Below are 24,365 nucleotides of genomic sequence, written 5' to 3'. Positions count from 1 at the left end.
ATAGTCTACCAGAAAATGCGTCTACTGATTACGTTGCATAGATAATATTAGCTCGTCCATTAATGTTTACTTAACGTTACATAAGGAATTTTTGCTATTTATGAATTAATTTTGATGACCAAATAGGATTTGATACAGACCTTGTTCCTTTAACAAATCCTTATGTTCTCCATACTGGGACACTTCACCATCATCTAAAACATAAATTAAGTCGGCTTGTTTTATTGCGCTCAGTCGATGTGCAATAATCAAAGTCGTTCTATCAGCCAAAAACGCTTGCAAATTGCGATGAATTTTTGCCTCAGTCTCAATATCAAGTGCCGAGGTTGCTTCATCCAGCACCACCACTTTAGGATCGGCAACAACCATTCTAGCAATGGCTAACCTTTGCTTCTGTCCTCCGGACAATTTAATCCCATTGCGACCAACTTGCGCATCTAATTTGTCAGCCAGAGCAAGTACGGTATCAGCTAGCTCTGCAACTCGGAGTGCCTGCCACAGCACTTGGTCAGATACCTCTCGTCCCATTGCTAGATTTTCACGGATGCTGGTATTAAAGAGTATCGGCTGCTGCAATACGGTCACTATATTATCTCGCACTGCTTCGTAACCAATTTGCTCTACTGGCGTGTCATTTATATGAATCTCGCCACTTTGCTTTTCATACAATCCCAAAAGCAATTGCACCAAAGTAGATTTACCACCTCCAGACACCGCTACTAACGCTACTTTCTTCCCTGCTGGAATATGCAAAGACACCTGCTTGAGCACGGGTTGCTCTGCAACGTAAGCGAAGTCTATATTGGCAAATTTGATATCAACCTGAGATGAATCAAAGACGGTTTTCGTAGCGGGATATTGTGCTTCTGTCGCAAAATTAAAAACCTGATTTAATCTGCTAAGCGCCGCCGAGGCACCATAGTACGCATATTGAATACCAAGAATTTCCTGTACAGGCCCCATCATGAACCAAAGGTAACCAAATACTGCAAATATCTGGCCGACCGTTAAATCAGAAAACACCACCATAAACATAGCGACAGCACGGAAAAACTCGAACCCCACCAAAAACACGGTAAAGCTTAAGCGGTTAACGGCATCCGTTTTCCATTGTGACTGCACCGCGTAATGTTTAAGATCTTTGGCGGCAACTTTAACTTGTGCAAAGTAGTTACCCTCTCGACGAACGGCTTTTAGTTGAGAAATAGCATCTAGCGTCTCGACTAGTGAAGTTTGTAGTGCCTCAAATGCAGCATTCTCTTCCTTTTTCAGCTCTTTAACATGTTTGCCAAACTGCCGAGAAAAATAGATGACCGCCGGATTGAGCAACAAGATCACCAGCCCCAACATCCAATCAATCCAAAGCAAAATCGCCGCGGTGCCAATGATTGTGAGTAAACCGATTAAAAAGCGTGACAAGGTTTGACTGATAAATTTATCCAAGGTTTCCACATCGGTAATACAGCGAGAACTAATTGCTGCACCGCCTTGGCTTTCGTACTCCTTCAGTTGAACTTTAGGTAAATGCGTAAGTAAGCGCTCACGGATTTGATAACTAATGTCCTTGCCAATAATAGTAAACTGGCGTGACTGCATCACCCCTAACACCAAGCTGGCCAAACGCATGGTTATTACAGCCAACAAAATAACCACGATATAGCCACTGGGGCCATGCCATTGCTCGGGCAATACAGAGTTCATCCAAGCGACTGCTCTACCTGGTGTGTCTAGTAAGACTTCATCGACCAGCAACGGCATCATCAAAGGGATAGGGACACTCACCAACGCGGCAAACAAGGCGATGATATGCGCCTTAATAAGTGGCCGTTTGTGCTCAAGGACTTTACGTTTAATTTCTTGCCAAGAAAGCTGCTGTTCTGCCATTTAGGTTCCACAAAAAGTTTGATAGTGGGCCGGTGTAGACGCGCTGGTCCACGATTCAGGATAATCTTTGTAATCATAGGGCGACGTCAACGCAGTTAGCCAATCCTCTAGCGTTTGACTCATGCCTTGCTGATTAAACAGCGCAATCTCAGCCTCCACCAACGCATTACGGGGGATAAGTATCGGGTTAGCTTGACTCATCAAGTTAGTCGCAATGTCATCGTGAGCACGCCTTTGCGCCCATTGTCGCTGCCAGCTCTCCAACTCCGTTGGCACGGGTAAAGCTTTGTTTGGATGACCAAGCAAGCTATTAGTTAGTGCCGCAAAGGTATTGGTAAAGTCTAGTTCGTGCTCCGTCATCAACTTGAGTAAGTCACTAAGTAGAATGTCGTCTGCGTCGCTCCATTCATCAATACCAAGCTTAGCCGCCCACATATCTTTGTACTTGCGATTAAACGATTCAGAAAACTCCGCCAAAATTTGACTAAACGCTTCAATTCCCGCTTGTTCATCCTGCCATAGCACCAATAAGGCCTCGGCAAGTCGCGCACAGTTCCAATTCATGATGTTTGGCTGATTACCAAACGCATAGCGGCCTTGGCGGTCGATAGAGCTAAACACGGCGTTAAAATCAAACTTTTCCATCATTGCACAAGGGCCAAAGTCTATCGTTTCACCACTGAGTAAAATATTGTCGGTATTCATCACGCCATGAATAAAGCCAACCCGCATCCACTCGACAACTAAGTCCACCAACTGCTCACACACTTCACGAAACAATTCGAGTACATCCTGTTCGGTCTCAACTTTAAATCCCTCAAATAATTGCTCGCCCAGCAAGTTAAGTAGGCTCCATAGCTCATCTTTATCTTGCTGTGTAGCCAGATATTGCAAGGTACCGATGCGGATATGACTTTTTGCCACACGACATACAACTGCACCAGGTACTTCACCTTGACGATAAACATGGTGTCCAGTGGTTACAACAGCTAGGCATTCCGTAGTTGGAACCCCCAAGCCAACCATAGCTTGGCTCATTATAAACTCACGTACCGCAGGTCCTAGCGCACAAAAGCCATCACCACCTCGAGAAAATCGCGTCGCTCCAGAGCCTTTCAAATGCAGGTCGTATTGACGTCCGTCATCGAGCTTCACCCCGCCAATTAAATGCGCTCGGCCATCACCAAGTAACGGGTTAAATTGCCCAAACTGATGACCACTGTAGGCTAAGCTCGTAGGTTCAATATTGCCTAAAGGGCGCTGACCACTTAACAGCTCAGCAAGCGCTGTGGTGTCGTATTCCTTTAGCTCAAGCTTAACTAGCAACGGCGTATTAGATAGTAGTAATGTGGGCTGATTAAATCTTGCTGGTTGCTCCTTAAAGAGCAGAGCAGAACCCTGATAGGGCTGAAAAAATACCATGCGATCATCTCTATTTTTAGCGCCTAGCGAATATTATCACCAACACTCATTGACACAATTTGGCTTAACTCTTGTAAGCTAAGCCCGCTATATTGACGCATTTCATTGAAAAACTGCTGCGCCGATTGCAGTGACTTCTGACTTTGTAAGCCTCCGTCTATGATCTCCTCGGCACGTAGCACCGTTTCGACGTCTTTACTCAGTAAAAACGTATCTTTACCTAACACACGAAGTGCGTAAGGCCCGGTATTCCCACCGAGTCTCGAACCATGCTTTTTCAAGTACAGCCACAGACCTACGATATTGTCTTCAGGCCAATGTGCGACGAAATCACTAAAGCGACCATACTGTTGTTGCACTTCAAAAATCATATGACAATTGTCAGCGATACTTTTTACCTTTTCAGCATTACGAATGATCCGTTCATCCTGACTACGTTGCTCATACATTTCAGGTGACATCATAAGCAACTTCTCAATTGAGAATTGCCAAAATACTTCTCTAAAGCCATCCCACTTATTATCAACCACCGCCCAATAAAACCCGCTCTGGAAAATCTTGCGAGTAAATTCTTCTAGCCATTGATCATCACTTAATGCCAATAGTGATTCGGCACTCAATGGTTGGTTAAGCTTAGCTTTTAGCGCCGCCTCAGAGCCTTTGCGCTCGGCAGCTCTATGATAAATTTTTTCGAATACTTTCATGCTCATGACCGAGTTTGATTGTTATCAAATACAGGGTAACTTATCTGACTTTTCGGTGTGAGTTAATTTTAATAAAAGTAGATTGCTCAGGTTGCTCTTATACAAGACAGATATCCCTTTAACATCATACCAACACCATCAATATTAAGAGCAGCTCAAAGCCGACTCTTTTTTCCAAGCACCCAACAAAACACATTGTGATTACCGCTCCCTAACGAACAGTCACACAGTTAGTTTTCATTTTGTTAACTTAACCATTTCCATTGTTAGAGAGCACCAAGCTCACCTTGCAGAGATAAAGCCCATGTTGACCGTAATCTGCTAGCAACTTTCTCAGTAATTGTAATGACAATAGAATGTTAATATATGGTGCAAAAAATTGCGTAAAAGTATTAATTTAACTTGACATGAACCCATAACAGAAAATAAGATCGCACAGTAAATGATAAGTGTTTTCATTTGCAATGGTAAAATATAATTAACATAGGAGTGTGATCTGTGTCCAAGTTTGCTATCAAGTGGGCTAACGTTATTTCAGACAACAAAGGGAAGGTACTCGCGTATCTCAACAGTATCTTAAAATGCCCCTATCTTGCCGAAGATGCGTTACAGGACACTTTTATCCGTCTTAGCAGCATGTCACATACACAAAATGCGCAAATCAATAACACAACGAGTTTCTGCTTCCAAGTGGCTAGGAATATTGCAATCGATATGCTTAGAAAGCAAAGTCGAGAAAGCTTAGTTGCCCTTGAGGCAACGCATGTAGAGTACATGTCAGACACAGATTCAGATATCGAAAACAAAGTCGAGTCGGCGCAACTGGATAGACGCATGGACTCAACAATCCAAAAACTGTCAACTCGCCATCAAAATATCATTAGCTTTTATCGTACTGGTCGATTCAAACAAAAAGAAATTGCGAAGCTTTATAAAATCTCACCAACCTTGGTTAACTTTATGATAAAAGAGGCTGTACACAGCTGCCAAAAGGAGTTTTTAGCTCACTAGAATAGAGGATTATACACTAGCTGATTGTTGTACTCGTAGCTTCGCAGCAATGAAATCAGGGTGGGCAACATAAAACAGCCCGGCTATTTTCCGAATTATATGGTCTTCATGACTGTCTAACTCACCATCAGCATAAGCAACGTGCCACAACAGCTCAATGACCTCGATGCGCTCAATGTCGCTGGTGTGATTGTTCACTTGCTTGGCAAAAGAATACATATCTACTGCCTGTTCCACCAATTGCTGCGCTTGTGTTATCAGTGCACTGACTTGTGGTTCAGGCAATTCACAACGTGTTTTGAGTAACTCCGCAATTTTATCGAATTCCGACTGTTGTAGTTTGCCGTCCGCTCGCATCACTTCGACCAGTAATGCAGCAAGCGCGGTATTAAAGTCGATTTCTTGTCTCGGTGACGACTCCTGCAAACTTTGAAATAGTTTTTTAAGTTGGTTAAGCAAGTGACTAAACTCCCATGTGATATACTAGTAATGTAGCAGACTAAAAGGATGGTTATGCGTAAGTTATCATTGAGACTAAATTCATTAAAGCTAAGTTCCCTAATTGTAAGCGTAACATTGCTCTCAGCGTGCCAATACACACCGGTTCCAAGAGGCGAACCTGAAAAACTTTATGACTTTGACCATAAAGTACATTATGAGCAAACCACGTATAACGATGACCACTTTCGACTGGCAATTAAGCCAGATAGTTATGCACATTTTAGGCAACAAAGCGTTTTTTTGCTGCGCCATGCCAAACGCTTATGCCAAGGTAGTAACCCACAATTGACATTACTCGGTGGCGTCCAAGGCTTTGATAAGATGCCATCAGAGCCAAGACCTTACCAGAATGACTTAACAGTAGACGTAAAGTGTGTGGCCAAATAGCCAAACATTTTTGTTAGCGCTATAAATCTTTTTCTGTAACCCGCTCTGGGTATAGTCTTTATACCAGTTGTATTAAGTAAATGATCTATCTTGAAGCGGGGAAATAGCTTTAGTGGCAAGGCAAAAATTTTGCTATTTAGTTGTTCTAAATGAGAAATTTTTAACGAAGCTAATATGATATTTCACCCTTCAAATTGATTAGAGAATTAATTCAATTGGTATTATATCCCCAAGGCGCTTTTGGTGCGGTTACCGGTTTTGTTAAATCAAAGTCCACTCGGAACTCTCGCCCTTCACGCACTAAACGATAGGTAAACTGCTCTGGATAGATATACATCTGCCATGTATTTCCAATTGATTGTGGGATCCCTTGCTGGACAAATAACTGTTTTGAGTATTCATCAGCAGGGAACGACTGCACGGTATTAAATCCCGCATCTAGGGTATGACCACCATACATAGTAGAAACATCGTCACTGCCATCTTCATGGCGGTGATCGTGCTTTAAGCTCAAACCACTCCCTGTTTTGGTGATGATCCAAGTTCTTGAAGCATCTTTTCCTACATGAAATGGGACTTGAAGCTCAGCGTCGCCACATTTACGAACGTGCATCACAAGACGCGCATCGCTAAAGCTGCTTGGGCCTTGATTATCCACCGTTACTTTGCCTTCGTAGGCTTTACCACAATGCGCTTTAATAGCGTCAAAAAATGCATCATGGCTTGGGATGGAAACCAGCGGGGCAGGACGCGCGAAGGCTGCACAGCTCAAGGTTACGAGTAGCGCTAAAGTTAATTTTTTCATTAGAGGCACCTAAAACAAATAAAGCCAGAGCTTAATCAGCTTCTGGCTTTGTGGCAAAATTATTCGACTAAATTGAGTAAACAGCTATTATTGCCAAGGTCTTGTCGTAGCAAGCTGCTGCTCAAAGGCATCAATTTGGGCATTTAATAATTCGGTCTCACCGATAAAGTCAAGGCCACTCAAGAGGCGTGCTTTGATGTCTTCTCGCACCTCAAAGTCAATTGGTGCAATACCCGCTCCGCTTATCTGCTGCGCTTCTAGGTCAATACTCAAATGCACTTGTGATTGTTGCTCACATGCATCGAAGAGCGTATCTAACGTGCTGGCTGGTAACGCAATGCAAAGCATTTGGTTATTACCACAATTGTTAAAAAAGATATCGGCAAAACTCTCGGCTAGGATCACGGTAAAACCATATTGTTTTAGTGCCCAAGGAGCATGCTCACGAGACGAGCCACAACCAAAGTTGTCACGCGTTAACAAGATTGACGCGCCCCGATATTGTCGATAGTTAAGTACAAAATTCGGATCTGGCTGGCCATCGTCAAGATAGCGCCAATCATAAAACAGCGCTTTATCAAACCCATCGCGGCTGGTTGAAGTTAAAAACTGCTTGGGAATAATTTGGTCTGTATCAACATTGTTTTTGTCTAATGGCGCAACTAGGCCCTGATGAAACACGCTCATGACGCCTCTCCTCGAATATCAGTAAAGTGACCAGCAATTGCCGCTGCGGCAGCCATTGCTGGACTCACCAAATGCGTACGACCGCCTCGCCCTTGACGCCCTTCAAAGTTACGGTTTGAGGTCGATGCACAGCGTTTTTCTGCGCCAAGCCGATCATCGTTCATCGCCAAGCACATAGAGCAGCCCGGTTCTCGCCACTCAAATCCCGCAGCTTTAAAAATATCGGCTAAGCCCTCTTGTTCGGCTTGCTGCTTTACTAATCCAGATCCTGGGACGATTAGCGCTTCAACGCCTGCCGCTACGTGCTTACCCACCACCAGTTGTGCCGCCGCACGCAAATCTTCAATACGGCTATTGGTGCAAGAGCCAATAAATACGGTGTCGACTTTGGCATCGCTTAGCCTTTGTCCTGCTGTGAGGCCCATATATTTCAACGCGCTGCGCATCGCATCCGCTTTGACTAAATTAGGTTCATCGTCAGGGTTCGGTACTAAGTCATTAATACCAATGACTTGCTCTGGACTTGTCCCCCACGTTACTTGAGGTTGTACACTGTCAGCATCCAGCTCCACGACACGATCAAATTCAGCATCCGGGTCGCTATGCAAGGTTTTCCAGTAGTGCACCGCAGCATCAAAGTCTTCGCCTTGAGGTGCAAATGGGCGACCACGTAAATACGCAAAGGTTTTCTCGTCAGGTGCGATCAAGCCAGCTTTCGCCCCCATTTCAATACTCATATTACACAGCGTCATCCGCGCTTCCATCGACAGCGCTTCGATCCCCGTCCCACAAAACTCAGCCACATAGCCAGTGCCACCAGCTGTGCCTAATTGCCCAATCACAGCGAGGATCAAGTCTTTTGCAGTCACGGTCGGACGCAAGACGCCATTCACTTGAATTTTTAACGATTTGGCTTTTTTCTGCTGTAATGTTTGCGTGGCCAGCACATGTTCAACCTCTGATGTACCAATACCGTGAGCCAGCGCACCAAATGCACCATGCGTTGAGGTATGGCTATCGCCACATACAATCGTTGTACCCGGCAAAGTGATCCCTTGCTCAGGTCCCATTACGTGCACTATGCCTTGGTTAATCGAATTTAAATCGTAAAGTACAATGCCGAACTCTTCACAGTTTTGTGCCAACGCCTGTAGCTGGTTTTTGCTCACCTCACTGGCAGCATCAATCGAACGGCTCTTGGTCGAGACATTATGATCCATTGTCGCAAAGGTTTTTTCCGGACATCTTACCGGACGATTCTGCTCTCTTAAGCCCGCAAATGCCTGCGGTGAAGTGACTTCGTGTACTAGATGACGGTCAATGTACAAGAGATCGGTTTGCTCGTTTAATTTAGCAACCACATGGGATTGCCAAATTTTATCGTATAATGTTTTTGCCACTTGCTCTTACCTTTATTAAACCCTGTCGACGATCGCTTGCGCGACATCCATAGTAGTAAACCCTGCTTGAGGATAGATATCCGGTGTACCTACACCATCTTTCACCGCCTCTGCTACTGCCTTTTCAATTGCGCGTGCCGCTTCATCCTGCCCCAATGAATAACGTAGCATCAGCGCGGCACTTAAAATTTGTGCGATTGGGTTTGCCACCCCTTTCCCGGCGATATCTGGTGCTGAGCCGCCTGCTGGCTCATATAAGCCAAAGCCCGATTGATTTAGACTTGCCGATGGTAATAACCCCATGGAACCCGTGATCATTGCACATTCATCAGAAAGGATGTCACCGAACAGGTTGTCGCACAGTAGCACGTCAAACTGGCTTGGTTGCTTTACCAACTGCATCGCAGCGTTGTCGATATAAATATGATCAAGCGCCACATCTGGGTATTCTTTCACGACTTCATTGACTACTTCACGCCACAGTACACTGGTTGCCAACACGTTGGCTTTGTCTACAGAAGTCACATGATTGCTTCTAAGTCTCGCCGCATCAAAAGCAAAACGGGCGATGCGTTCGATTTCTTTGCGCGAATAGGTTTGCGTATCAAACGCCGACTCGCTTTCGCCCTCACCTTGACGACCTTTTTCGCCAAAATAAATCCCGCCAGTAAGCTCACGGACGCATAAAATATCAAAACCTTGCTGACTAATGTCGCTGCGTAGTGGAGAGGCAGCGCTCAATGCGGGTAATAGCTGCGCAGGACGCAGATTACAAAAAAGCTGGAAGTGCTTTCTAAGCGGTAATAAGGATGCCCGTTCTGGTTGCTCATTTGGTGGTAAGTGCTCCCACTTAGGCCCACCCACAGAGCCAAACAGAATCGCATCAGCGGCTTCACATGCGGCCAATGTCGCCGCGGGTAAGGCTTCGCCAAATTGGTCTATGGCCGCACCACCAATCGCTTGTGGTGATTTTTCTAAAGCAAAGTTGAACTTAGTCGCCACTTTATCTAATACCAGCTCAGCGGCTTGCATCACTTCTGGACCAATTCCATCTCCAGCTAGTACTGCGATTTTATAGTTTGTTTGACTCATCCTGCTTTCCTTTGTTGTTTTAGGCTAGACACTTTTTGTGCTCTATCAATTAGGTTATATACTCGGATCATCGCTCTCACTGACGCTTCAACAATGTCGGCTGCAAGTCCCACACCGTGATATTGCTTACCATCAAACTTGGCAATAATATCGACTTGGCCCAGTGAGCTTGCCCCCTTACCCGTCGCATCAAGGTTATATTCCACCACTTCCACCGCCATGCCAGTAATACGCTCGATAGCTAAAAACGCCGCTTCTACAGGACCGTTGCCGGTTGCTGCTTCTTGCTTAAGCTCACCATTCAAGGCAATCCCCACAGTCGCGCTCGCGATGGATTGAGAGTTAGAAGATGCATTGACGAACTGTAATTGGTAGCGCTCGTCTTTATCTTTTATTTGGTTGAAATAAATCATCGCTTCAAGGTCATAGTCGTAAACCGTGCCCTTTTGATCGGCTAATGCTAAGAAGCTTTCATACAGGCTATCCATATCGTAATCCGATTTCTGATAGCCAAGCTCGGTAAGACGATGCTCGATAACATGTCGGCCAGAGCGTGAAGTCATATTTAACTGATTACTCGGCACGCCAACGGTTTCTGGTGCCATGATTTCATAGGTGTTTTGTGCTTTTAAGACGCCGTCTTGGTGAATACCCGAGCTATGTGCAAAGGCATTTTCACCCACAATTGCCTTGTTTGGCTGCACCGGCATATTGCAGATTTTAGCAACTTGGCGCGACGCGCGATAAATCTCTTCGCTACGAATATCGGTGTGCACTTTTAGGTGGTCTTGGCGCATCTTCATGATCATCGCCACTTCTTCTAGTGAGCAGTTACCTGCACGCTCACCAATACCATTGATGGTACATTCGATTTGTCTTGCACCGGCTTGTACCGCCGCGATTGAGTTTGCCACCGCAAGTCCTAAATCGTTGTGACAATGGACGCTTAGTCTGGCTTTGTCGATGTTAGGCACATTATTACGAATATGGTAAATCATCGCTGCATACTCGTCTGGTGTGACGTAACCTACGGTATCAGGCAAGTTAATCGTGGATGCACCGGCATTAATCGCCGCTTCAACAATACGACACAGATCAGCATGTGGCGTACGGCCGGCATCTTCACATGAAAACTCAACATCATCAGTGTACTTTCTGGCTTGAGAAATGGCCTTAATCGCCATGTTAGTCGCATCATCTAGACTCATTCTTAACTTATGTTCTAGGTGCAGAGGACTGGTTGCAATAAAAGTGTGAATGCGACGCTGCTCAGCACCTTTAAGGGCTTCGCCACACGCGTCGATATCTTTACTAACCGCACGCGCAAGGCCGCAAATCGCTGGACCTTTTACCTCGGCAGCAATGCGTTGTACCGCACGAAAATCAGCCGGACTTGATACTGGAAAACCCACTTCCATGACATCCACATTGAGACGACTAATGGTATGCGCCAGTTGTATTTTATCTTCTTCTGTTAAGCTGGCTTTTAACGCCTGCTCACCGTCCCTTAATGTTGTATCGAAAATCCAGACTTTATCTTGCATACCCTTATCCTCAGCCAAAAAAAACCCCGCAAGTGCGGGGTGTCTACAGTAAATGTCGCTCAATTCGCGCAATTACACCCCATCCCTCTGGTTTACCAGTAGGAGGTTAAGAAAGAGTGAAATACGCGCAGTCATTTTCATTGAGCTAAGTGTTCCTGTTGATGAATTGGTTATGTTTTAACATGCTTTAAAAGCGACAATCAAGCATAAATTATCCCAAAAATAGAGTTCAAACCTCGACTTATTGGAAACTTAAATCACAATAACGCCAGTTTTAGAAAATATATTTCAAGATCAGAAGTGAACACAGATAGGATATGAAGTGAGCAGGGTTATTTTGAATTTTAATTACCAATAAAAAAATAGCCAATTTAGGCTATTTTTTTATTGGTTCTGGATGTTTTGCATAACCAGAGGCACCTTTTGCGATATACCGCAACTGCCACTTCAAACGCTCGGTCAGTTCAGCGCGTTGAGGGGGGTCTTGATCCAAAGCCTCAGCACCAGAGCTAAATACTAAGGTGACCATTGCTTCAGCCTGCATGTGGGCGTGATGGGTATCTACTCCCGTTTCTGTTTCAAGGTAATGAGCAAGCTCTAAGATAAAATGTTTGATTTCTCTAGCAACGGCGGCACGAAACGCAGGCGACGTACCCGAACGTTCACGCAGTAATAAACGAAACTGGTTGCTCGACTGCTCAATAAATTCCATGAAGGTGTGCACAGAAGTATTAATCACGCTACCACCTTTAGCGATGCGACGTCTTGCTTGGCGCATTAATTGTCGCAAGGTTAAACCCGCTTCATCTACCATAGTCAGCCCGAGCTCGTTCATATCCTTAAAATGACGATAAAACGAAGTGGGTGCGATACCCGCCTCTCGTGCGACTTCACGCAGGCTTAAATTCGAGAAACTATGCTCAGCACTTAGTTGATTAAATGCCGCTTCGATAAGCGCTTGACGGGTCTTCTGTTTTTGTTGGGCGCGTACACCAGCCATGGACTTTCCCCAATTCGCTTCGAAAAATAAGAACAATAAACCGCAGTCTAAACCTTGACGCAGCAAGAATGAAATACTATTTTAGCGTACAGTTGTACGCTGAAATTAGATTTTGAGATTAATTGATGAAAAAACCACCCATTTTATGGACCAATGTGCTGTTCTTTAGCTTATCGTTTTTAGCTGCGATCACTTTGGTGCCTTGGTATGGCTTTGAATACGGCTATACCACCAGCCACTGGGTAGCTTTTGTTGCCTGTATGTTTTACGCCGGTCTGTCGATCACCGCAGGGTATCACCGTTTATGGGCGCATAAAGCCTATGACGCCCATCCTGTGATTCAAGTTATTTTTGCGTTGGGTGGCGCATTCGCGTTACAAAACAGTATATTACATTGGAGTAGCGATCACCGTGTACACCACGGCCAAGTCGACGACCCAGTAAAAGATCCGTACGCCGCAACACGAGGCTTCTGGTATAGCCATATCGGTTGGATGCTGAGAGATTATCAAGGCGAGACTTACGGTGATTATAATAACGCCAGAGACTTACAACGTAACCCTATCGTGATGTGGCAACACAAGCACTATATGAAATTGGTGTTACTTACGAATATCGGCATCCCGTTAGTGCTAGGTTTATTACTCGGAAATGTGTTTGGCATGTTGTTACTTGCGGGCGTACTCAGACTCGTACTCAGTCAACACTTTACCTTCTTTATCAATTCACTGGCGCACATTTGGGGTAGTCGTCCTTACACCGAAAAAAATACCGCGCGAGACAATGGTTTGCTAGCCCTATTCACTTACGGTGAAGGCTACCATAACTTTCATCATATTTTTGCCAGCGACTACCGTAATGGCATTCACTGGTATCACTATGACCCAACTAAATGGCTGATCCGTACTTTTGCAGCACTGGGCCTTGCTAGTAAGCTAAAACGCACTCCGGTTGAACGCATTGAAAAAGCTAAGGCGGAGACCTTGTTGAATAAGACTAAAGTCAGTCTCGCAAAATTGCCTTTGGCGCAAGATAAGCTTACATTGTTACAACAAGAGTATGATTTACTTCTTAAAAAGCTTCAAAACTACTGTACTGTGCAAAAACAGGTACTCGAGGCGAAGAAAGAAGCAGTACTTGCACAGTGCGAACATTCCGCACTGATGCAACAATATAAAGAGCTAGAACAAGCTTGGGAAAGCCAAAAACAAGCTTGGATTGCACTAAATTCGAGGCTACTGAAAACGGCATAACGTTCAGCGGCCTCAATAACTAAAGGGGTGAGGCCGTGAGCAAAAAAGCTGCAGAAAAAACCGAAACTGTTCCACAATCCTATCAATACGATGCCATTATTATAGGCACCGGACCTGGCGGTGAAGGCGCCGCCATGAACCTCTCTAAAAGTGGTAAGAAAGTCGCGGTTATCGAACGCCAGCATGCAGTTGGCGGTGGCTGCGTTCACTGGGGCACCATTCCCTCAAAAGCGCTTCGCCATTCTGTCAGTCGTTTAATTGAGTATAAAGCGAATCCACTTTATCGTTTTACTGAGCGCCCGCAGCGCCATACCTTTCAAGATATTTTGCACCATGCCAGTGATGTGATCTCAAAACAGTCAACATTGCGTTCTAGCTTTTATGGTCGTAACCGCATTCACTTATTCCAAGGCGATGCCAGCTTTGTTGACGCAAATACGGTACAAGTCATTCATCAAGATGGTTCACAAGAGCTACTCACCGCCAAAACCATTGTAATAGCCACAGGCTCGCGCCCATACCGCCCACCAGGCGTTGATTTTAACCACCCTCGCGTCTACGACAGCGACACTATTTTAAGCCTTGAGCATAATCCTCAGCGCGTATTGATATACGGCGCGGGGGTCATAGGCTGTGAATATGCCTCAATCTTTAAAGGACTTGGCGCAAAGGTAGACCTCATCAACACCCGCGACCGCTTATTGGCCTTTATGGATGCCGAGATCTCTGACGCACTCAGTTACCATTTTTGGAATAATGGTATTGTTATTCGCCATAACGAAGAGTTTGCGAAGGTAGAGACCCATGACAAAGGGGTTATTGTGCATCTACAGTCTGGCAAGAAAGTACGTGCTGACTGTATTTTATGGGCCAATGGCCGCTCCGGTAATACCGAAACACTCAACCTTGCAAGCGTAGGCCTAAAGGCTGATAGCCGTGGCCAGCTTAAAGTCAACGAACACTATCAAACTGAAGTGGACAACATTTTCGCAGTAGGAGATGTGATTGGCTATCCCAGCCTAGCCAGTGCGGCGTTCGATCAAGGGCGTATTGCGGCCAATGCGATTGTGCATGGTGCCTGTGATGATCGTTTGATCACCGATATCCCAACCGGCATTTACACCATTCCAGAAATGAGCTCTGTTGGTAAAACAGAGCAAGAACTCACCGCTGCGCGCATTCCCTATGAGGTGGGCCGTGCCCAGTTTAAACATTTGGCTCGTGCACAGATCACAGGCACTGAAGTCGGTAGCTTGAAAATTTTGTTCCATGCAGAAACCAAAGAGATATTAGGTATTCACTGCTTTGGTGAACGTGCATCCGAGATCATCCATATCGGCCAAGCCATTATGGAACAAAAAGGAACGGGTAATAATATCGAGTACTTTATCAATACTACCTTTAACTATCCAACAATGGCCGAAGCCTATCGCGTTGCAGCATTAAACGGCATTAATCGTCTGCTGGATTAGCGCATCGTATGGCATGAATAAGCGTGACACCTTGAGCGTCACGCTTATTGTTATAAATTAAAACGATACTCCGCGCTGAGTCGCCACACATTATCGCTTTGCTTGGGCTTTCCGTTAAAGGCCTCGCGGTTTGCAACTGTGGTTGTCAGCCTCAAAAACTCACCGCCTACCAGCCAATTGCTATTAATTTGATACTTCACTGTAGCGGTTAGTGCATGGCCATCACTTTGGTTTGGGTCAAACTGCCAATCATCGTTATCGATGACTTTGAACTGCTCCCCCCGTAAGGAAAAGCGCCACTCATCGCGCTGATGTGTGAGTAGCAAAAACCAACTATTAAAGTCATTATCGACGCCGCGATTGACACCCATGGCGGTATTACCCAGCATGCCTTGTACGAGTATATGCGTCTGCGGGGTTAACTTGTAACGCCAAGCTGCACTAATAAATTTAGTATCCCACGCATACTGCCCAGTTTGGTAGTTGATCTTACTTGGATCGCCATTATTATCGTACCAATAGACATTGATCTCACTACGGTTTGAAAAGTCGCGATGATACCCAACATAATAACCAAATCGGCCATCTACTTCCGAAAACGGTTCAACATGCTGTGCTTGATGTTGTAGCTGCGGTGTGTTCAACGACTCTACCGCAGCAAAGGGGAGACTTTCGTTAAACACCGACTGCCTATCATGCACGGTAAAGCCTCGCCATGCGAGTAAAGTGCCAGCCGGATCATTACCCTTAAAAACACCAAACACACCTTTGAATCCCTGACCGCGGCTACGACGCGTCTGCGGCTGCTCAATCGCGACTTCACCTCCAAATACTCGCACTTCCTCACCTATCCAAGCGTTGATAGCCGAATACTGGTATGTATAGGGTGATGACCAGCCAATATCTGGGTTCTCAATAGAAAACTTCGGATAAAAGCCGCCCGCTCGAACAATAAAGCGGCGACCATTTTTAGGCAGTGTTCGATACTGCAAATACAGTTCTGTAAAGCCGAGCTTGTCATCTGGGTCTGGCACATACTGTGTTACCCCGTGCAAAGACCAAGCGCTAGCAAAATCTACACGCCAATCAATAGCGCCTCGACTAAGCGTAATATCTGGCTCCCCTTTCCCAAAACGCGTAACGCCCCATCCAGGTTGATACCAAGCTTTACGATTATCATCATGCTGCCAGGTCGTTTGCAGTTGCCCTTGTCCAGAAATCTCAACGGCACCTGCTTGCCCTATGGCGAATAATGCCAAAGCGGCGCTTAGCTTAGTAATCATCGAAGCCATCGGAGAAATCCTGAAGTGGAGCAACCAGTGTTTGCTTAATTTGATAGGTAATTGCTTGAGTGTTATTCACGATGGAGAGCGGATGCTGTTCTATTTTGTCTATATTTTCGAATCTTTCATGCCATACATTCAGCTTTAGTGCGCTGGCTTGCTGAGCACCTAGGTCGATTGATACTTTGCCGCTGCTATCCGTTACCGCAAATAATGGGCTATCTACAACCACGATATAACCCAGCATCCAATCGTGAATATTGCAGCCAAGCTCAACCACACCGGTTTGATCAAATAATACTTGTTTCGGGTCATCGCGATACAGCTTAAGCTCGAATGGCTTTGCAGCAGAGAACGAATAGACGTGATGGAGAATGGGATCTAAATTTGGAAACGAGACTTGGGTGCCTGCTTGCACCATCAAAATATGTGGCACAAACGCTTTGTCCTTTTGCTCCATTTTATAATCTAGCATCGTTCTTTTGTTATCAAAGCTATCTCCTTGCAACCACACCGCGGCATTCGCGAGCGGCTGTTTATCAGCATCGACTATTTGCACTTCAAGGGCATTGACTAGACCGGCTTGTAGCATTGCCATCACAACAGCAATACGCCCAAAAATTGTTAGGTTTAGCATAAGCAGTTCAACCTATCCTTATTATTTTTCTTAGCTTGTCTACACTAGACCGAGCGGAATAATTATTACATTCATCGCATTTACAGCATGAATACGTATGCAACTTTTACGTGAACGTTAGCATACAACAGTAAGCTTAGCTTATGTGCAAAAGAACACGAATTTTCGTGCCGACAACAAGAAGGAAAAACTATGCGCCCCATGTCACTTTCCCTGATCGGATTAAGCTTGTTTACGACTACGAGCTTTGCCGCATCTTTAGCTGTGAGTTCGCCAGATGGCAAAATCACTTTTACCTTGAGTGATGATAATAGCCAGCCGACCTACCAAGTCAGCTTTAACAACAAAACCATTATTCAACCGTCTAAACTTGGTTTTGATTTCGCAACAGCTGCATCGATGCGCGATGGCTTAAGTATCACCACACATCAGCGTAATAGCGTCGATAGCAGTTGGCAACAGCCTTGGGGCGAAGCCCGAGTGATCCAAGATAAGCACAATGAGCTTGCTGTCACCTTTGCTAAGCAGGCAGACAAGTCGCCGCAATATACTGTGCGTGTAAAAGTATTTGATGACGGTGTCGGCTTTCGCTATGAGGTTGCTCAAAATCAAGCGCTTAATATCACCAGAGAATTGACCGAGTTCGCCTTTGCACAAAGTGATAAAAGTACCGCGTGGTGGATCCCTGCTCGTGGCTGGAATCGCTATGAATATGTATACAACACCACACCACTGCACGATGCCTCACATGTGCACACCCCGTTTACCTTAAAGAATCAAGACGGGGTTCATATCAGTGTCCATGAAGCGGCCCTAATTGACTATGCGGGCATGACCTTAAACCAGCGTCGCCCAGGAACATTTGTTGCTGATCTAACACCTTGGTCAGATGGCGTTGCAGTAAAAACCAATGGTAAGTTCAATACACCTTGGCGCACCCTGCAAATAGGCGATGAAGCCACCGACTTATTGAACTCTCACCTTATTTTAAACCTCAACGAACCAAATAAACTCGGTGATGTATCTTGGGTTGAGCCAGGTAAATACATCGGCATTTGGTGGGGCATGCACATCAACAAAAATACCTGGGGCAGCGGCGATAAACATGGAGCGACTACGGCGCGTACCAAAGAATATTTGAGCTTTGCCGCTGACCATGGCTTTGATGGCGTGTTGGTTGAAGGGTGGAACATAGGCTGGGATGGCGACTGGTTCTTCAACGGTGATGTCTTTAGCTTTACCGAGGCCTATGCTGACTTTAATATTGATGAAATAGCCAAGCACGGAGAAAAAGTAGGTGCACGCTTAATAGGTCATCACGAGACGTCTGGTAACGTCAGCAACTATCGCAATCAAATGGAGGCGGCTTTCGCACTCTACGAAAAAGCAGGCGTTCGCCAAGTTAAAACTGGTTACGTAGCCGATGGCGGCAACATTAAACGCATTGATGCCAAGGGCAATGCCAGATTCGAATGGCACGACGGTCAATTTATGGCAAATGAGTACTTAGACAACGTCAAACTCGCGGCTAAACACAATATCAGTATTAACACGCATGAACCAATCAAAGATACCGGCCTGCGTCGTACCTATCCAAACTGGATTGCGAGAGAAGGGGCAAGAGGGCAAGAGTTCAACGCTTGGGGCACGCCACCAAACCCACCAGAGCATGTGCCAATGCTTGCCTTTACCCGCATGTTAGCAGGCCCAATGGACTTTACTCCGGGTATTTTTGACATGGGCTTCAACGGCCTTGGCGATAAAACCAACCGCCCACAAACCACCCTCGCCAAGCAATTAGCGCTTTATGTTGTGCTTTATAGTCCAATTCAAATGGCGGCCGATTTGCCAGAAAATTATCTCGCTAAGCCAGATGCTTTTCAGTTTATTAAAGACGTACCCACCGACTGGGAACACAGTATCGCACTTGCAGGAGAAGTGGGTGATTATGTTGTCTTTGCCAGAAAGGAGCGCAAGCATAAACAATATAGTGGTAACGATTGGTTCTTGGGCGCAGTAACTGACGAGGAAGCAAGAGAAATTCCTATTACTTTAGATTTCCTTGAGTCAGGTAAAACCTTTGAAGCGCAAATCTACGCGGACGGTGAGAAAGCCGAATGGAAACAAAACCCGTATGAAATGAATATTTACCGTAAAAAGGTAACAAGTGCCGACAAGCTGACATTAAAACTGGCTGCTGGCGGCGGTGTTGCTATTCGTTTTAAAGCGCTTTAAACATAAGGTGACTACTCAAAAGCTGGGTAGTCACCGCTTTGATCTGTACATTTAATAAACTATGCAGTAGGGTAAAATAGTCTATTAAGACATTCTTATTTCAAAGGAAAATAATATGAAACTTACCCTAGCAAAGAAAAAACTAAAACAATTAGACTATCAACAAAGTCAACTTGCCGTAAAACTAACACCGCAAGCAGCTGGTGGTAGAGGACCAGAAACCGGCGTTATGTGTGAAACGACTAATAACGATTACTGGTGTCAACGTCCAAGTTCACCGGCTGTTACCTGCAGCGTAATGGAGCGCTGTTTATAAGCATTTCCCACCATATATAGGCTAGATATTATAAAAATATGTAGTTAGCCTATTTCTCAGTCGAACTCTCTATATGCTCAACGGCCAGCTCTCACTCGCCGCCGAGCTGAGTTATAAGTAATAATTTACTGACATTGATAGCTTGGTGTTACACCATTAGCAACTTCCCATTTCGCTGTTAATAGCGACGCAGGGCCATTACTGTCATGGGATAGCTCCCAATTCATAATGCCACCGGCATTGAGCTTAGCGTACTGCGTTTTTGCGCGGATCGTAGGGATACCATTGTAGTGACTACTACCATCACTATCGCGACAGGCATTAGCAGGGTTCTCTTGTAGTAAGGTGCGATACGCTTTCCAAGTGGGTCTTGCATAAAATGGTACACCTAATACGGTTTTTTCTTTACTGAGCCCACGACCTTGCCAGTAAGCTATTGAGTCTTTGGCGTATTGCATAGAAGCATGATCAGTATTGTTCGCGTCGTACGCCATCAAATTTAAAAAGTCGATATCTTGGAATACAGATTCCAACACGCCACCACCGGTGTAGCCAAGCGCCACCACAGCTGCCGTCAAGAATTTACCTCTGGCGCGTAACTCAACGCTTAATTCCTTCATCAGTAATGCATAGTTATTTGCCGAAGCACCGGGATCTGGATATTCCCAATCCATATCAACGCCATCTAGATTATGCTGCTCTACAAACGCAATGACCTCTTGCACGAAACGGGCTCTGCCTTGCTGTGAACTAGCGAATGTCTCAAATGCACTATCGTCGCCCCCGTTCCAGCCACCAATGGCGATCCCCACTTTTACATTGTTGGCGTGAGCCGAATTTACTAGCGCTGTCATTTTGCTTAAATTTTCAAGCGGTCTCAGTGTACCATCTGCATTGGGTAGTAAAAATGAGTAATTGATATGGGTGAGTTTATCAAACTGAATATCACTCACGGCTCCCTGCCAACTTGGGAAATAGCCGACAATTTTAAAATTAGGATCGCCAGGAGGAACCTCGTCAGACACGACACTGAAGTTCACCGCACTCGATTCTCCTCGTGCCCCAGACACATCAGTTGCATAGACAGTTAATGCGCGATTACCTAGTCCCTGCGCTTGCCACATCACCTCATAAGGTGCACTGTTGTCAGAGGCGACAAGCGTGCCATCGAGATAGAATTCAACACTGTCGATTGCCGTGTCTTGCGGATGGCTTACTGCCGCCGCTAGGCTAACTGATGAACCCACTAACACTCGTGCGTTACTGCTTGGAGAGGTGACCGAAACCTGGGGCAATGGCGTTACAGGATCACAACTGCCGTTTGCTTGCCAGACATCATAAGTATTAGAATTTTGCGCTGGGTTTTGGTTTTGTGTCCACCATTTCGCGGTGTATTTAGCTGACTGATAGGTGACAGCATCACCACCTGTATATACCTGCTGTGATTGCCATTGTGTTAAGTTGCTACAGTCAACCGCCAGTGCAACTTCCATCGCGCCCAAGAGCGGAAGTGCAATTAATAAATTTGTATATTTCATTACCTTTTTCCATGTTGTATGTCGGCTAAAGCAAGTCGTGCCGAGTTTAAATAAATGTTAACTTGCGATTCTAGCCTACCAGCATGGACAAATTTCGTACAACCCAACTCACTACGACCTTAGTCTAATGAAATAACCCCTCTGTTTAGGCCATTATTCGTCCTTGATTATACTCGTTTATAAAATGTCCAACTAGTGCAGCGAGACTGTACAGATAAGGCGTAGCTCAGTATGCTTGCGGGTTTAGGCGCTATAAAGAGAATAATTAAGAGATGAGTACGGCATTTTCAAGACGATTTGTAACCTTAGTCGAGCAATTTGCAGGCGGCAATAAGCGCCAATTTGCCCAGTTAACAGGTAAATCCCCTTCCCATATTTACCGTATTTGTCGCGGCTTAAGTCGCCCTTCAATGATATATCTTGAGCACCTTTATAGCCTATTTGCCGTTGATCTGAACTGGTTACTCACCGGTGAACAACCCTTAGATAAACCACAAGGTCAGCTTAAAGATGAACTTACCCTCATACCTAAACTTGATATTGAGGCCAGTGCAGGTATGGGCAGTGTAATTGGTCATGAAGAAGTTACCGAGCAGTTTGCACTCAACCGTCGTTGGCTAAACTCCCATCTTGGCGTGTATTCAGAGAAGCTCGCCTTTGTCTCTATCCGTGGTGATAGTATGCAGCCCACGTTGCTAGACGGCGACATGGTACTCGTTGACCTTTCACAGAATCAACCCAGTAAAGATGCGGTTTATATCATTCAAACAGAAGAGGGTCTCATGGCTAAGCGAGTGCAACAAAAGCACTCTCAGCTCAAAGTGATCAGTGATAACCCTGATTACCCGAGCTGGGAGATCACCGCTGATAATGCCGACAGTCACGGCATTGCAGGGCGTGTTGTTTGGTGTGGTCGCAGTATCTAAACTGCAATGTCACTATTCGTGTGATGCTGGAGCATCACACGGATTTAGCCAGCTTTTCCTGCACATTGGCTGTATTCACAAATTGACTCAACACCAATGAGCACACCGCAAGTGCAGCACCAAAGTAAAACACTAAGGATTGATCGTATAACCATACTAAGCCAAAGCTTGCTGGGATCACTACTGCTGCAATATGGTTAATAGTAAAGCTAACCCCAGCTGTTGCTGCGATATCTTCTGGCCGAGCAATTTTTTGAAAATAAGTTTTGAGTGCAATGGCCATCGCAAAAAACAGATGGTCGATGACATAAAGCGCTGCTGCAAAGCTTGCTGACTCTACCAATGCATAACCAATAAATACAAAAATGAGTCCCACATATTCGATTGTCAGTGTTTTACGCTCACCAATATGCCCAATCATTTGACCAATTTTGGGGGCGATAAATATGTTTATCAAATGATTCAATATATAAAGCGCGGTGATCTGTGCAACATCAAAACCAAATTTTTCCACCATTAAGAAACCCGCAAACACCATAAATATTTGTCGTCTCGCACCCGAGAAGAAAATCAAGGCGTAATATAGGCTGTACTCTTTTCTCAAAATGAGCTTTTTATGCTGCGTAGTATGCATTTCAAAGGTTGGAAAGCCGATAAACATAAATAGCGCAATGATAAAGCCAACCCCTCCAATAAGCAGATACATCCACTGATAGTCTGCGGAGAAGTAGCTAAAACCCAGCCATATTACCGCATAGGTGATCAGAGAAGCGATGGATTTAATAGAGAGCAAGATACCTAGTTTGGCCGGTGCCTCATCTTTATTGAACCATTGTAAACTGAGAGATTGATTCAGCGTCTCGAAATAGTGAAAACCTATCGACATTAACACTGTAGTTGCATACAAACCATAAATAGTAGGCAACAAGCCGGTAATGGCGACGCCAAGCGACAGCAAACACAAGCTGATCAGTGCGAAGGTTTGCTCCTTTAACACCAATAAAACAAATACCGCTGTAAACGCTAAAAACCCGGGGATCTCACGCAGGGATTGCAACATTCCCATATTAGCGCCATTGAAGTTTGCGGCTTCAATCGCAAAGTTATTGAGCATGGCCATCCAGCCTGCGAATGTAACGGCCATAACTACGGTAGCGAGCACTAAGAAATTAAAAGGACTTTGCCATCCTTGAGAAGCATTCTTCATGATTATCTCCACATAAAGCACAACTATTAAAAAGTTATGGCTATAATATGGCCACACGTTAATTTCTGATATACATAATTATGCCAAGTTCTTTATCAAAACAGACAACTTCTCCTTGGCGTATTCAGCCCAAATATAAGCGCTTCTTAAAGCCAACCCTTGGCCGGCCAATCCTGCCAAGAGCGGTAAAAAAAGCGGAGTGGGAGCATGTTCAACGGCACCAACATGAGTGGGGGCAGCTCGCATATACAAGCAATGGAGTCATCACAATTGTAACTCCTGAAGGCACTTTCGTGATCCCTCCCGACCAAGCTTTGTGGCTACCTCCGGGCCTTCCGCATGAGACGTATTGTCGCTACGGTGGAGATTTTCGTAGTGTCTATATCGACAATAAATACACCGAGTTGCTAGGGAATAAAGCGAAGCTAATTGCGGTAGATGAACTACTGAAGCAATTTATACTGGAGATCTGTACTTGGCAGGAAGAGTACCACTTAGATGAAAAAACAGAGCGATTTATTACGGTCTTTATTGATAGATTAACATCAGCTACAACGTGCCACTTTTTTATTCCAAGTGCACAGGATGCTCGGATCTTACCCATTGTGACCGAGCTACATACAAATCCAGGATGCAAAATAAGCTTGGAGGCCTGGAGTGATCAAGTCGGCGCATCAACTCGCACACTCAACCGCTTATTCCACAAATGTTTTATGATGGGCTTCAGTGATTGGCGCCAGAAATTAAGAGCTATCAAAGCAATTGAGCTGCTGAAAGATGGGTACTCTCAGCAACAAGCAGCTGAATATTTGGGTTTTGAATCTACCGCCGCATTTAGCAATGCGTTTAAAAAAGTCTTTGGCAAACCACCGGGACAGTACATTAAAAAGTAATGGTAATTTGGGATCAATAAATACTTTCCCACAGAATATTATGAATTCACAAATCGGCGGGTAAACCGTCTTATATGGACTCCTCCAATTGTACAAGCCATTTTTAGCATTATTGGTGTGATTGCGTGCTTATATCCGGGCTCTTGATGAGGTGCTACCTCGGCCTCT

Annotated in this window: 22 protein-coding genes; 8 read left to right on the top strand and 14 right to left on the bottom strand. The window is 45.1% G+C overall.

Annotated elements, in window-relative coordinates; translation table 11 throughout:
* Positions 1–105: 105 nt before the first annotated feature.
* The 3 genes from MHN32_RS14270 to MHN32_RS14260 are packed head-to-tail and all read right to left on the bottom strand — an operon-like array spanning position 106 to position 4,010.
* Positions 106–1,884: an ABC transporter ATP-binding protein gene (locus MHN32_RS14270; RefSeq protein ID WP_211859019.1), complete on the bottom strand. Its 1,779-nt coding sequence runs from the start codon at positions 1,882–1,884 to the stop codon at positions 106–108.
* Positions 1,885–3,306, bottom strand: coding sequence for a YdiU family protein (locus MHN32_RS14265; RefSeq protein ID WP_239422163.1), 1,422 nt, complete (start codon positions 3,304–3,306; stop codon positions 1,885–1,887).
* Between the two features lie 23 nt (positions 3,307–3,329).
* The gene (locus MHN32_RS14260) at positions 3,330–4,010 is read right to left on the bottom strand and encodes a DNA-3-methyladenine glycosylase I (protein ID WP_239422161.1); all 681 of its coding nucleotides are present in this window, start codon (positions 4,008–4,010) and stop codon (positions 3,330–3,332) included.
* A gap of 498 nt (positions 4,011–4,508) precedes the next feature.
* Between MHN32_RS14260 and MHN32_RS14255 the strand changes: the two genes are divergently transcribed.
* Positions 4,509–5,021 (top strand): sigma-70 family RNA polymerase sigma factor, encoded by a 513-nt coding sequence (locus tag MHN32_RS14255; protein ID WP_010604316.1) that lies wholly within the window; start codon positions 4,509–4,511, stop codon positions 5,019–5,021.
* A gap of 9 nt (positions 5,022–5,030) precedes the next feature.
* Here the strand turns inward: MHN32_RS14255 and MHN32_RS14250 are convergent, their stop codons facing one another.
* Positions 5,031–5,480, bottom strand: a complete 450-nt coding sequence (locus tag MHN32_RS14250; protein ID WP_010604315.1) for a TerB family tellurite resistance protein — start codon at positions 5,478–5,480, stop codon at positions 5,031–5,033.
* 54 nt (positions 5,481–5,534) lie between these two features.
* Here MHN32_RS14250 and MHN32_RS14245 point away from each other — a divergent pair, with 54 nt between their 5' ends.
* Positions 5,535–5,909 (top strand): hypothetical protein, encoded by a 375-nt coding sequence (locus tag MHN32_RS14245; protein ID WP_239422160.1) that lies wholly within the window; start codon positions 5,535–5,537, stop codon positions 5,907–5,909.
* 211 nt (positions 5,910–6,120) lie between these two features.
* Here MHN32_RS14245 and MHN32_RS14240 read toward each other — a convergent pair whose 3' ends face one another.
* The 6 genes from MHN32_RS14240 to fabR form a co-directional block, all read right to left on the bottom strand.
* Positions 6,121–6,714 carry a hypothetical protein gene (locus tag MHN32_RS14240; protein WP_239422159.1) on the bottom strand — a complete coding sequence of 198 codons (594 nt, stop codon included), beginning with the start codon at positions 6,712–6,714 and terminating at the stop codon, positions 6,121–6,123.
* A gap of 87 nt (positions 6,715–6,801) precedes the next feature.
* The gene (gene leuD, locus MHN32_RS14235; RefSeq protein ID WP_010604312.1) at positions 6,802–7,401 is read right to left on the bottom strand and encodes a 3-isopropylmalate dehydratase small subunit; all 600 of its coding nucleotides are present in this window, start codon (positions 7,399–7,401) and stop codon (positions 6,802–6,804) included.
* A complete protein-coding gene (gene leuC / locus MHN32_RS14230; RefSeq protein ID WP_174171030.1) occupies positions 7,398–8,801 on the bottom strand; it encodes a 3-isopropylmalate dehydratase large subunit in 1,404 nt (467 codons plus the stop codon). The genes leuD and leuC overlap by 4 nt, the downstream gene beginning before the upstream one ends.
* Before the next feature lie 15 nt (positions 8,802–8,816).
* Complete coding sequence (gene leuB, locus MHN32_RS14225; protein ID WP_239422157.1) at positions 8,817–9,893, bottom strand: 3-isopropylmalate dehydrogenase; 1,077 nt, start codon at positions 9,891–9,893, stop codon at positions 8,817–8,819.
* A complete protein-coding gene (gene leuA, locus MHN32_RS14220; RefSeq protein WP_211867459.1) occupies positions 9,890–11,437 on the bottom strand; it encodes a 2-isopropylmalate synthase in 1,548 nt (515 codons plus the stop codon). The genes leuB and leuA overlap by 4 nt, the downstream gene beginning before the upstream one ends.
* A gap of 376 nt (positions 11,438–11,813) precedes the next feature.
* A complete protein-coding gene (gene fabR, locus MHN32_RS14215; RefSeq protein WP_010374371.1) occupies positions 11,814–12,437 on the bottom strand; it encodes an HTH-type transcriptional repressor FabR in 624 nt (207 codons plus the stop codon).
* A 125-nt stretch (positions 12,438–12,562) separates the two neighbouring features.
* On the opposite strand from fabR, the gene MHN32_RS14210 reads away from it, so the two are divergent.
* Both MHN32_RS14210 and sthA read left to right on the top strand, forming a co-directional pair.
* Positions 12,563–13,690 carry a fatty acid desaturase gene (locus MHN32_RS14210; RefSeq protein ID WP_239422155.1) on the top strand — a complete coding sequence of 376 codons (1,128 nt, stop codon included), beginning with the start codon at positions 12,563–12,565 and terminating at the stop codon, positions 13,688–13,690.
* A 35-nt stretch (positions 13,691–13,725) separates the two neighbouring features.
* Positions 13,726–15,162, top strand: a complete 1,437-nt coding sequence (sthA, locus tag MHN32_RS14205) for a Si-specific NAD(P)(+) transhydrogenase (protein ID WP_019647413.1) — start codon at positions 13,726–13,728, stop codon at positions 15,160–15,162.
* A gap of 50 nt (positions 15,163–15,212) precedes the next feature.
* Here the strand turns inward: sthA and MHN32_RS14200 are convergent, their stop codons facing one another.
* The gene (locus tag MHN32_RS14200; RefSeq protein WP_239422153.1) at positions 15,213–16,454 is read right to left on the bottom strand and encodes a hypothetical protein; all 1,242 of its coding nucleotides are present in this window, start codon (positions 16,452–16,454) and stop codon (positions 15,213–15,215) included.
* Complete coding sequence (locus tag MHN32_RS14195) at positions 16,435–17,082, bottom strand: methylamine utilization protein (RefSeq protein ID WP_102055850.1); 648 nt, start codon at positions 17,080–17,082, stop codon at positions 16,435–16,437. The genes MHN32_RS14200 and MHN32_RS14195 overlap by 20 nt, the downstream gene beginning before the upstream one ends.
* A 201-nt stretch (positions 17,083–17,283) precedes the next feature.
* Here MHN32_RS14195 and MHN32_RS14190 point away from each other — a divergent pair, with 201 nt between their 5' ends.
* Both MHN32_RS14190 and MHN32_RS14185 read left to right on the top strand, forming a co-directional pair.
* Positions 17,284–19,317, top strand: a complete 2,034-nt coding sequence (locus MHN32_RS14190) for a glycoside hydrolase family 97 protein (RefSeq protein WP_239422176.1) — start codon at positions 17,284–17,286, stop codon at positions 19,315–19,317.
* A gap of 115 nt (positions 19,318–19,432) precedes the next feature.
* Positions 19,433–19,633 (top strand): hypothetical protein, encoded by a 201-nt coding sequence (locus MHN32_RS14185; protein ID WP_010374359.1) that lies wholly within the window; start codon positions 19,433–19,435, stop codon positions 19,631–19,633.
* A 125-nt stretch (positions 19,634–19,758) separates the two neighbouring features.
* Here the strand turns inward: MHN32_RS14185 and MHN32_RS14180 are convergent, their stop codons facing one another.
* A complete protein-coding gene (locus tag MHN32_RS14180) occupies positions 19,759–21,171 on the bottom strand; it encodes a glycosyl hydrolase family 18 protein (RefSeq protein ID WP_239422151.1) in 1,413 nt (470 codons plus the stop codon).
* A 272-nt stretch (positions 21,172–21,443) separates the two neighbouring features.
* Here MHN32_RS14180 and MHN32_RS14175 point away from each other — a divergent pair, with 272 nt between their 5' ends.
* A complete protein-coding gene (locus MHN32_RS14175; protein ID WP_010604302.1) occupies positions 21,444–22,097 on the top strand; it encodes a S24 family peptidase in 654 nt (217 codons plus the stop codon).
* A 34-nt stretch (positions 22,098–22,131) separates the two neighbouring features.
* Here the strand turns inward: MHN32_RS14175 and MHN32_RS14170 are convergent, their stop codons facing one another.
* The gene (locus tag MHN32_RS14170; RefSeq protein ID WP_239422149.1) at positions 22,132–23,304 is read right to left on the bottom strand and encodes an MFS transporter; all 1,173 of its coding nucleotides are present in this window, start codon (positions 23,302–23,304) and stop codon (positions 22,132–22,134) included.
* Between the two features lie 80 nt (positions 23,305–23,384).
* On the opposite strand from MHN32_RS14170, the gene MHN32_RS14165 reads away from it, so the two are divergent.
* Complete coding sequence (locus MHN32_RS14165) at positions 23,385–24,197, top strand: helix-turn-helix transcriptional regulator (protein WP_039491539.1); 813 nt, start codon at positions 23,385–23,387, stop codon at positions 24,195–24,197.
* Positions 24,198–24,365 lie beyond the last annotated feature (168 nt).

The sequence above is a fragment of the Pseudoalteromonas sp. Of11M-6 genome (assembly GCF_022347905.1).
GTDB lineage: Bacteria > Pseudomonadota > Gammaproteobacteria > Enterobacterales > Alteromonadaceae > Pseudoalteromonas.
This window is presented reverse-complemented; position numbering and strand designations above follow the sequence as displayed.